Source organism: Microvirga aerilata (genome assembly GCF_016743775.1).
In the GTDB taxonomy this organism is placed as follows: Bacteria; Pseudomonadota; Alphaproteobacteria; order Rhizobiales; family Beijerinckiaceae; genus Microvirga; species Microvirga aerilata.
Genome location: NZ_JAEQMY010000131.1, coordinates 1 through 9,394 on the forward strand (window position 1 = coordinate 1; position 9,394 = coordinate 9,394).

The 9,394-nt window shown below is 66.6% G+C and carries 8 protein-coding genes; 6 read left to right on the plus strand and 2 right to left on the minus strand.

Annotated elements, in window-relative coordinates; genetic code table 11:
- Positions 1 to 271 precede the first annotated feature (271 nt).
- The 3 genes from JKG68_RS29155 (at position 272) to JKG68_RS29165 (ending at position 4,466) form a co-directional block, all read left to right on the plus strand.
- Positions 272 to 2,218: a potassium transporter Kup gene (locus tag JKG68_RS29155; RefSeq protein WP_202065577.1), complete on the plus strand. Its 1,947-nt coding sequence runs from the start codon at positions 272 to 274 to the stop codon at positions 2,216 to 2,218.
- 43 nt (positions 2,219 to 2,261) lie between these two features.
- Complete coding sequence (locus tag JKG68_RS29160) at positions 2,262 to 2,807, plus strand: GNAT family N-acetyltransferase (RefSeq protein WP_210346485.1); 546 nt, start codon at positions 2,262 to 2,264, stop codon at positions 2,805 to 2,807.
- A 147-nt stretch (positions 2,808 to 2,954) separates the two neighbouring features.
- Positions 2,955 to 4,466 (plus strand): alkaline phosphatase, encoded by a 1,512-nt coding sequence (locus JKG68_RS29165; RefSeq protein WP_202065579.1) that lies wholly within the window; start codon positions 2,955 to 2,957, stop codon positions 4,464 to 4,466.
- A gap of 49 nt (positions 4,467 to 4,515) precedes the next feature.
- Here JKG68_RS29165 and JKG68_RS29170 read toward each other — a convergent pair whose 3' ends face one another.
- Complete coding sequence (locus JKG68_RS29170) at positions 4,516 to 5,442, minus strand: polyprenyl synthetase family protein (RefSeq protein WP_202065581.1); 927 nt, start codon at positions 5,440 to 5,442, stop codon at positions 4,516 to 4,518.
- Between the two features lie 103 nt (positions 5,443 to 5,545).
- Between JKG68_RS29170 and mtgA the strand changes: the two genes are divergently transcribed.
- From mtgA to JKG68_RS29185, 3 genes are all read left to right on the plus strand, one after another.
- Positions 5,546 to 6,232: a monofunctional biosynthetic peptidoglycan transglycosylase gene (mtgA, locus tag JKG68_RS29175; RefSeq protein WP_202065587.1), complete on the plus strand. Its 687-nt coding sequence runs from the start codon at positions 5,546 to 5,548 to the stop codon at positions 6,230 to 6,232.
- 175 nt (positions 6,233 to 6,407) lie between these two features.
- Positions 6,408 to 6,593: a 50S ribosomal protein L32 gene (gene rpmF / locus JKG68_RS29180; RefSeq protein ID WP_202065583.1), complete on the plus strand. Its 186-nt coding sequence runs from the start codon at positions 6,408 to 6,410 to the stop codon at positions 6,591 to 6,593.
- A gap of 250 nt (positions 6,594 to 6,843) precedes the next feature.
- The gene (locus JKG68_RS29185; RefSeq protein WP_210346486.1) at positions 6,844 to 8,475 is read left to right on the plus strand and encodes an EAL domain-containing protein; all 1,632 of its coding nucleotides are present in this window, start codon (positions 6,844 to 6,846) and stop codon (positions 8,473 to 8,475) included.
- An 18-nt stretch (positions 8,476 to 8,493) separates the two neighbouring features.
- Here the strand turns inward: JKG68_RS29185 and phaR are convergent, their stop codons facing one another.
- The gene (gene phaR / locus JKG68_RS29190; RefSeq protein ID WP_202065585.1) at positions 8,494 to 9,069 is read right to left on the minus strand and encodes a polyhydroxyalkanoate synthesis repressor PhaR; all 576 of its coding nucleotides are present in this window, start codon (positions 9,067 to 9,069) and stop codon (positions 8,494 to 8,496) included.
- Positions 9,070 to 9,394 lie beyond the last annotated feature (325 nt).

Sequence of the window (9,394 nt, forward strand, 5' to 3'; positions counted from 1 at the left end):
CCCGGGGCCTGCCCCCCCCCCCCGCCCGGGCCCCGAGCGGGGCGGGGCCGCCCCGCCGGGAGAGGCGGCCCCCCCGCCCGCGGGGCCGCCGCGGCAACCACCCGGCCCCCCTTCCCCCCCACGACGCGCCCACCGAGGAAAAGCATCGGATGGATCCCAGAAATGGACCGCACTTCTGGGTCCGATGCTCAGAGAAGGGGCCGCCCTTCGTCGTTTTCGAAGAGTGATTCAACAAGGGCCGTCCGCGGGCACATCCGCAAAGAAAAGCAACATGGCAGAACAGCACGCTGTCGCCCCTGGACATGCGGATTCCGCGGTCCCCGAGGCCACCTTACCGGAAGCGCACCACAAGGCGAGCTTCTGGACCCTGACCCTTGGCGCCATCGGCGTCGTTTATGGCGATATCGGCACCAGCCCCCTCTACGCCATGCGCGAGACCGTGATGGCGGCCACCGGCGGTCACCACGGAACCCCCGTTCCCCTGACCCGAGACCTGGTGATCGGCATCCTGTCGCTGCTGCTCTGGGCGCTGATCCTCACGGTCTCGATCAAATACGTCTTCCTCCTGCTGCGGGCCGACAACAAGGGCGAAGGCGGCTCGCTGACCCTCGTGGCGCTGGCGCAACGCGCCCTCGGGCGCCGCAGCCTGCCCGTCCTCATGATGGGAATGGCAGGAGCGGCCCTGTTCTACGGCGATGCCGCCATCACTCCGGCCATTTCGGTGCTCTCGGCCCTGGAGGGCCTGAAGCTCGTCGCCCCTTCCTTCGAGAGCTACGTCCTGCCCGGCGCCCTGGCGATCCTCATCGCGCTTTTCGCCGTGCAAAGCCGCGGCACCGGCAAGGTGGCGGCCTTCTTCGGCCCGCTGACCCTGTTGTGGTTTTTGACCATGGCAGGCCTGGGTCTGTTCCATATCTCGGATGACTGGGAGGTTCTGCTCTCCTTCAATCCCTATTACGGCGTGTCCTTCCTGGTCACGCATCCGGGAACGGCCTTCGCCATCCTCGGCAGCGTTTGCCTGTCCGTGACGGGCGCCGAGGCGCTCTATGCCGATCTCGGCCATTTCGGGCGCAACCCGATCCGGGTAGCCTGGGGCACCGTGGTCTTTCCGGCTCTGGCACTGAACTATCTCGGCCAGGGCGCCCTCGTCCTGTCGAACCCCGAGACCATCACCAACCCGTTCTTCCTCCTGGCGCCGCCCTGGCTGCTCCTGCCCCTGGTGATCCTGGCGACCCTGGCGACCATCGTGGCCAGCCAGGCCGTGATCACCGGCGCGTTCTCCCTGACGCGGCAGGCGGTGCAGCTCGGCATCCTGCCGCGTCTCGAGGTCCGCTTCACCTCGGAAACCCATCAGGGCCAGATCTATCTGCCCCGGGTGAACTGGCTCCTTTTGGCGGCGGTCGTCAGCCTCGTGCTCCTGTTCGGCTCCTCCAGCAGCCTTGCCAGCGCCTACGGCATCGCGGTCTTCGGCACCATGGTGGTCACCACGATCCTGGCCTGCCTGGTGATGAGCCGGAGCTGGGGCTGGGGACCGGTGAAGACCGGCCTGGTGATGGTGCCCCTGCTGCTGATCGACCTCACGTTCCTGTCCTCGAACCTCGTCAAGCTCCTGGACGGCGGCTATGTCCCGCTGGTGATTGCAGGGGTCTTCTTCGTGCTCATGTTCACCTGGGTGAAGGGAACCCGGATCCTGTTCGAGAAGACCCGCAAGGTCGACGTGCCCTTCCTCGAGCTGGTCCAGATGCTCGAAAAAAGCCCGCCGCACCGGGTGAAGGGCACCGCCGTCTTCCTGACCAGCGATCCGGACACCGCGCCGGCGGCCCTCCTGCACAATCTCAAGCACAACAAGGTGCTGCACGAGAAGAACGTGATCCTGACCGTTCGCAGCGAGGATGTTCCCCGGGTGGAGGACGAGGATCGCGTGTCCATCCAGCATGTGGGCGATTCGTTCTGGCGCATCCGCCTGAGCTACGGCTACATGGAGACGCCCAACATCCCGCGCGGCCTCGCGATCCTGCGCAAGCAGGGCTTCAAGTTCGACATCATGGCGACGTCGTTCTTCCTCTCCCGGCGGTCGATCCGTCCCGCGAGCCAGTCGGGCATGCCGCTCTGGCAGGACAAGCTGTTCATCGGCCTGGCGAAATCCGCCAGCGACGCGACGGACTTCTTCCAGATCCCGACCGGACGCGTGGTGGAGGTCGGCACGCAGGTGACCGTGTAAGGCCATTGCTCTTCGGGCGGCCCGGTGTCAGTTTTGGGGTTCCATGACCGGCATCACCCTCATTCGCCCGAGCCTGGACTGGCTCCCTGCCTACGAGCACGCTCTCGCCCGGGGCTGGTCCCCGAACACGGACCAGGACGTGAGCGGCGAGCAGCTCCTGCAGCTCCGGCGCAACCCCGAGCGTTTTCTCCACGACCTGTACAACAGCCCGATGGTTCGGCTGCCGGACGGGCGGGAGGTTGCGCGCCTGCCGGCGCACGATTTCTGGATCACCGACGGCGAGTTCTGCGGCCGGATCGGCTTTCGTTTCCAGAGGGGCACGGAGGATCTGCCCAACACCGCCTTCGGCCATATCGGCTACACCATCGTGCCCTGGAAGCAGAGGCGCGGCTATGCCACCCAGGCGCTGCGGCTCATCCTGCCCCTTGCGCGCCAGGAAGGCTTCTCGCGGGTGCTGATCACGTGCGACGACGACAATGAGGGGTCGAAAAAGGTCATCCTCGCCAATGGCGGACAGCCCGCAGGCACCCTCCCGCATGCCACCCGCCCCGGCCACGTGAAGCTCTCGTTCTGGGTGCCGACAGCCTGAGGCGCAAGGTCCCGCTTCGCCTCCTACGGACACGATGCGCCGCTCAAGGATCGGACCGACGCTCTAGGCGGCGATGGCGCGAGAGCTACTTACCCTTGTCTGCCCCTGCCCGGATCGCCGAGCCCCGGGGCAGCCAGGGAGGAAACCATGAGACGTCTTGTCAGTGCCGCGGCGTTGCTCGCCGCTACAGGTAACCTCGCGTACGCCCAGAACACCCTGCCTCAGCTCAACGACTCTTATTTCCGGGCCGCCCAGTCGGCCCTTCAGGAGCGCCTGCGGGTCACGCCAAACACCAATCGGGCGAAAAACGTCATTCTGTTCGTCGGCGACGGCATGGGCATCTCCACGGTGACGGCCGGCCGGATCTATGAGGGCCAGAAGCGAGGGGTGGATGGGGAGTCGAATTCCCTGACCATGGAGAAGCTGCCCTTTGCGGCGCTGTCCAAAACCTACACCCATGATGCCCAGGTCGCCGACTCCGCCCCGACCGCCGTGGCGATGGTGACAGGCGTGAAAACGCGTAACGACGTCATCGGCATCAACAGCGAGGTTGAAGTCGGAGACTGTGCGGGATCCAAGGGCAAGGAGGTTCTGAGCCTCGCCGCCATGGCCGAGCGGGCCGGGCAGGCGACCGGCGTCGTCTCCACCGCCCGCATCACCCACGCCACGCCCGCCGCGATGTATGCGCATTCCGCCCATCGCGATTGGGAGGGAGACGCGAACATGACGCCGGAGGCGATTGCGGCCGGGTGCAAGGACATCGCCCAGCAGCTCGTCACGTGGTCCCATGGGGACGGGTTCGAGGTCATCCTCGGCGGCGGGCGCGACCGCTTCCTTCCCGAGACCATGAACGATCCCGAGGATACGGACCGCAAGGGCTCGCGCAAGGACGGGCGCAACCTCGTCCAGGAATGGCAGAGCCGCTATTCGAACAGCGGCACGTTCCTCTGGAACAAGGAGCAGTTCGACAGGATCGACCCCAAGACCCCGCATGTGCTCGGGCTCTTCGAGCGTTCGCACATGCGCTACGAGGCCGATCGGGCCAAGGACAACGGCGGCGAGCCGTCCCTGGCCGAGATGACGGTCAAAAGCATCGACATCCTGAGTCAGAACCCGAACGGCTTCTTCCTCATGGTCGAAGGCGGCCGCATCGATCACGCCCATCACGACAGCAATGCGTATCGCTCGCTCGAAGACATGGTGGCCTTCGACAATGCCGTCAAAGCAGCCCTGGAGAAGGTGAATCTTGCGGAGACCCTCGTGGTCGTCACCGCCGACCACAGCCACGTGTTCACCATCGCGGGCTATCCGAAGCGCGGCAACCCGATCCTGGAAACCATCGTCGAGCCGGATGGGAAGCCCAAGCTCGGTAAGGACGGCAAGCCGTTCACGACCCTGGGCTATGCGAACGGTCCCGGCGCCGTGAAGGAGGGCGAGCCACGTCCGGTTCCGACCAACACCACGGCACCGGACTACAAGCAGCAATCCCTGGTGCCGCTCGACAGCGAAACCCATGGCGGCGAGGATGTGGCGATCTTTGCAGGCGGCCCCTGGGCTCACCTGTTCGCCGGCGTGGTGGAGCAGAACTACATCTACCACGTGATCGACCATGCCACGAAGCTGAGCGAGCGCTCCGGTCTTCGCGCGGCGGCGCAGTAGCCGTCATGGCGGGCGGCTCCGCCGGAGCCGCCCGCTCGATGCCCTGACCTTAGACCTGGCGTTCGACTACGAAGCGCACCGCCTCGCGCAGGGTCTGCGCCCGGGGGCCGAACGCGTCAAGGGCGGCGTCCGCCCTTTCCACGAGCTGGCGGCACTCCTGCCGCGCGCCCTCCATTCCGAGCAGGTCGACAAGGGTGGCCTTTCCCTTGTCCTGGTCCTTGCCGGTGCGCTTTCCCAAAGCCTCCGCCGAGGCTTCCCGGTCGAGGATGTCGTCCGCCACCTGGAAAGCGGCACCGAGCGCGCGCCCGTACTCCACGAGGCTGCCCCGCGCCGCTTGGTCGGCCTGCCCGAGGATCGCTCCCGCCTCCACCGAGAAGGTGAGGATCGCGCCCGTCTTCATCATCTGGAGGCGCCGCACATCGGCCTCGTCCATCTCGGCCGGCCCGTAGCGCCCTTCCGCCGACAGATCGAGCAGCTGGCCGCCCACCATGCCTCCGAGCCCGGACGCGCGGGCGAGCCCCAGCACGAGATCCGAGCGGATGGCCGAATCGGGGGCAGTCGCCGGATCGGCGAGCACCTCGAACGCGAGGGTCTGCAGGGCGTCGCCCACAAGTATGGCGGTGGCCTCGTCATAGGCCTTGTGAACGGTGGGCCGCCCCCGGCGCAGGTCGTCGTCGTCCATGGAGGGCAGGTCGTCATGCACCAGGGAATAGCAATGGAGCAGCTCGACGGCGCAGCCCGCGCGCAAGGGCCCCTCGCCCTCCCGGCCGAAGAGGCGGGCCGCCTCGAGGGTCAGGAAGGGCCGCAGGCGCTTGCCTCCCCCTAGGGCGGCATGACGCATGGCCGCCATGAGGCGGGGGGGCCGGGCAATCTCGCCGGAAGCGGGTTTGTCTGATAGCAAGGCTTCGAGACTTGCTTCGACAATCCTCGCGGCGTCAGAGAGCCGTGTTGTGAAAGTGCTGATGGATGGCGTCATGATGAGCCTGGATTCGGGTGGGGCCGCCGCTCCGCCCGAGGGGAACGTAGGTGAACAATCGAAGTCCGCATGGACGCTGCGGTCGGGCCGGCCGCGGGAGCCCATGACGGCCGCCCGCTTTCTCCGCCGCTTCGTCCAGATCGGCCTCGGTCTCATCCTCTTATGGGTCGGCGCGGTCTTTTGGCTAGGCCTGTTGTACTGGGCCGTGCCTCCGGTCTCCACCCTCATGCTGGGCCGCTGGCTCACCCTGCAGCCCGTGGAGCGCGTTTTCAAAGGCATGGACGAGATTTCGCCCAACCTCCCCCTGGCGGTTCTCGCCGCCGAGGACAGCCGCTTCTGCATGCACAACGGGGTGGACTGGGACGCCCTGCGGGACGTGGTGGAAGCCGCCGACGAGGACGGTCCGTCCCGGGGCGCCTCGACCATTCCCATGCAGGTGGCCAAGAACCTGTTTCTCTGGCCGAGCCGCTCCTATGTGCGCAAGGGCCTGGAGCTTCCGATCGCGCTGTATCTCGACCTGATCTGGTCGAAGCGCCAGATGATGGAGGCCTATCTCAACATCGCCGAATGGGGTCAGGGCATCTTCGGGGCCGAGGCGGCCGCGCAGACATATTTCCGGAAATCGGCCAAGAACCTCACGCGCCAGGAGGCGGCGCTTCTCGCCCGCGCCCTGCCCAATCCCCTGGTTCGCAACCCGGCCCGCCCCAGGCCGGGCCACCGGGCCCTGGCGGGGCAGTTGCAGGCGCGCATGGCGGGGGCCGCCCCCTTCAGCGGCTGCCTCAAGCCGTGACGCTCATCGGCCCACCCGCCGAAATCGGCCCTGCGGCAATGAAAAACCTTCAGATTGCCCGGAGGGACTAGATATTTCCGTGAAGACCTAGTATGAGGCGCAACCTCATCAAGTTTGAGATGTGAGCGTTCCCCGGTTGAGCGGGCGCTCCGCTATTTTGACCGGAGACGAGTAAATGGCCGTTCCTAAAAGAAAAACGTCGCCCTCGCGGCGCGGCATGCGTCGCTCCGCCGATGCCTTGAAGGCCCCGACCTACAGCGAGGACAAGGATTCCGGCGAGCTGCGCCGTCCTCACCACATCGACCTGAAGACCGGCATGTATCGCGGCCGTCAGGTTCTGAAGGTGAAGGCTGACGCGTAAGCAACGCGGCATGCAACAAACGAAACCGGCGCGTTCAGCGCCGGTTTTTTTATGCCCGCAATCCCCAGGGCCCAGCCCCCGAGGATTCTGATTTTCCATCGCATTTTACAGTTCGTTAAGCCTGACCGCCGATCCTGCATCCCTTGTTTTTCGGGGCTTCGGCCGGGCTTGCGAACCATGCGCCCCCGCCGCCCCGATTTTTGCGTATGGTCGAGGGTGAAGCGTGATGGCGACGAAGCGGCATGGCCGGATGGGACTTTTCAAAGGCGCTTCCCAGTCGTCCCACAAGCGCCAAGCCCGCAACACATCCGGATCGCCCCCGACGGCTCTCGCCGGCGTCACCTATGCCTGGGACATGATCTCGGACCTGCTGGCCTGGGGGCCGAACGCCTCCGACGTGCTCGGGCTTCCTCCCAAGGACCTGCCGAAAACCGGACAGGCCTTCGCTCAGCTGGTGGAGGCGGGATGCGGCCTGTCCCGACAGGACGCGATCGGCTCCCCGGAAGGCTCGTCCGAGGGCTCTCCGGGAGCCTATGACACCCGCTATGCCCTGCGGTTCGAGCCGGACCGCGTGGTGATGGTGCAGGATGCAGGCCGCTGGCAGCCTGATGCTCACGGGCGCCCGGCTTTCGCCCGAGGCCAGCTGCGGGTCGACCTGGCCTCGAGTTCGCGGGATCTCCTGCCCGTCCGGCTGAAGGCCCGCTCCGAGCTCCTGTGCCGCATCCAGGACAGCATCAACGAGGCCCTTCGGGTTTCCCAGACCTGCACCCTGATCGTGGGTGCGCTCGAGGACGAGGCCGACGCCATGGGGGAGATCCTCCGCAAGCTCCGCCCGATGATGCGCCGTCCCGATCATTTCGCCGTTCTCGAACCGAACCGGTTCGCCCTGACGCTCACCTGCTGCCCGGCCGCGGACGCGCCAAGCGCCATGAGGCGGATCATGGGGCTCGTGAAGGATCATCCGGCAGCACCTTCCCTGCGGCTGGGGGCGGCCTGCTCGCCGGATCACACGTTCAAGGCCACCAAGCTGCTGCGCTTCGCCGAACAGGCGCTTGAGACGGGCGGCACCCGTCATGAGGCGGCCGCGCTGTACGACGGCCGCCCCGCTGCGGCTCCCCGGGCCGCCGAGCAGGCCCCGTTCGACATCGTCGCCGCCCTCAACGACCGCAGCCTCACGCTGGCCTGCCAGCCGATGGTGGAGGCGCAGACCCGCGCTCCCGCCCTGACGCAGGCCTGCGCGTCCCGTCCCGGCGCCCAAGGCGGCCTGGTTCCGCTCGGTCCGGTGCCGGGGCTGGCGGAGGCCAATCTCGCGCTCCTCGTCGACGGCCGCATGCTGGAACTGGCGGCCGACTACCTTGTCCGGCATCCCGGCGAGCGCCTGGCGCTGCCCGTCTCCTCCAGGACCCTGCAGGATGCCGAATGGCTGCCGATGCTGGCGGCCCATCTCGGCGCCCGTCCGGGCATCGAATCGCGGCTCGTCGTGGAAATTCCCGAGGCCGCCCTCGCCGCGTGCCGCAAGACCCTGGGCCGTCTTCACGCCATGAAGGCTCTTGGGGTGGCGCTGGCGCTCACGGGCTTCGGAACGGGCCACGTCCCGTCGGCTCAGCTCCGGACCCTGCCGGTCGATCTCCTCAAGATCGACGGCGTCTTCATCCAGCCGCTCAAGCGTTCCACGGACGACCGGCTCTACGTCAGGACCCTGATCGACACGGCCCAGCACCTGGGCATCGCCACCGCTGCGGAATGGGTCGACGACGAGGCGACCGCGCGGCTTCTCACGGCATGGGGCGTGGATTACCTGCAGGGCGGGCTGTTCGGCGAACCTGCAGCCGTGCCGCAACCGGCCGGGCTTCAGCAGCTGCTGAAGCTGGCCCGGGCCTGAACGCCCGGACCGCCCGCGTCACTTGCTGGCCAGCTTGTCGAGCTTGGCCTGCATGTCGGCCATCTGCCGCTTCAGGGCATCGAGATCGTTGGGGCTCTCGCCCTGCGGGGCAGGCCTCGCCTCGGAGGCGCCCGACGGGCTTTGAGGGAAGGGAGAGAACATCCGCATGGCTTCCGTGAAGAAGCCCATGTTCTTGCGCACCTGCTCCTCCATGGCCTGGAAGGCCCCGGGGCCGAAGGCCTGCGCCATCTGATCCCGGAGCTTCTGCTGCTCCTGGGACAGGTTGTTCATGGAGAATTCGAGATAGCTCGGCACCAGCGCCTGCATGCTGTCCCCGTAGAAGCGGATCAGCTGGCGCAGGACCGTGACGGGAAGGAGGTTGGGTCCTTCCTTGTTCTCCTGCTCGAAGATGATCTGGGCCAGCACCGAGCGGGTGATGTCCTCGCCCGACTTCGCATCGTAGACCACGAAGTCATCGCCCTTGCGCACCATGCCCGCCAGGTCTTCCAGCGTCACGTAGGTCGAGGTGCCCGTGTGGTAGAGGCGTCGGTTGGCGTATTTCTTGATGACAGTCGGTTGCTTGTCCGTCGCCATGTTGCCCCGTTACGATCCTAGAAACCCAGCGTGCCCGGCTTGCCCGATCCCTCGGAATGTCAACCGGCCCTCTTTGATTATAAGGCTAATGACGGGCGATCAAAGCGCCAAAAGTCTAAGGAGCCTTGAGGCCGCGCGGAACGATCCTATCCTTGACATCCCACCCTCTGGGGATTTGATCGGACAAGCACTACATTCGTTCCAGCATCAAGCAGATCAGCACAGGAGAGAGGCATGGCCCGAGACAGCATCGTCATCGTCGGAGCGGCGCGGACCCCCGTCGGCTCGTTCAACGGAGCCTTCGGCAACACCCCCGCTCACGATC

Bases quoted from the DNA above. Each gene is read 5' to 3' on its own strand.
- JKG68_RS29155 (WP_202065577.1), top strand. From the start codon at position 272: ATGGCAGAACAGCACGCTGTCGCCCCTGGACATGCGGATTCCGCGGTC.
- JKG68_RS29170 (WP_202065581.1), bottom strand. From the start codon at position 5,442: ATGACGCCATCCATCAGCACTTTCACAACACGGCTCTCTGACGCCGCG.
- JKG68_RS29165 (WP_202065579.1), top strand. From the start codon at position 2,955: ATGAGACGTCTTGTCAGTGCCGCGGCGTTGCTCGCCGCTACAGGTAAC.
- JKG68_RS29185 (WP_210346486.1), top strand. From the start codon at position 6,844: ATGGGACTTTTCAAAGGCGCTTCCCAGTCGTCCCACAAGCGCCAAGCC.
- phaR (WP_202065585.1), bottom strand. From the start codon at position 9,069: ATGGCGACGGACAAGCAACCGACTGTCATCAAGAAATACGCCAACCGA.
- rpmF (WP_202065583.1), top strand. From the start codon at position 6,408: ATGGCCGTTCCTAAAAGAAAAACGTCGCCCTCGCGGCGCGGCATGCGT.
- JKG68_RS29160 (WP_210346485.1), top strand. From the start codon at position 2,262: ATGACCGGCATCACCCTCATTCGCCCGAGCCTGGACTGGCTCCCTGCC.
- mtgA (WP_202065587.1), top strand. From the start codon at position 5,546: ATGACGGCCGCCCGCTTTCTCCGCCGCTTCGTCCAGATCGGCCTCGGT.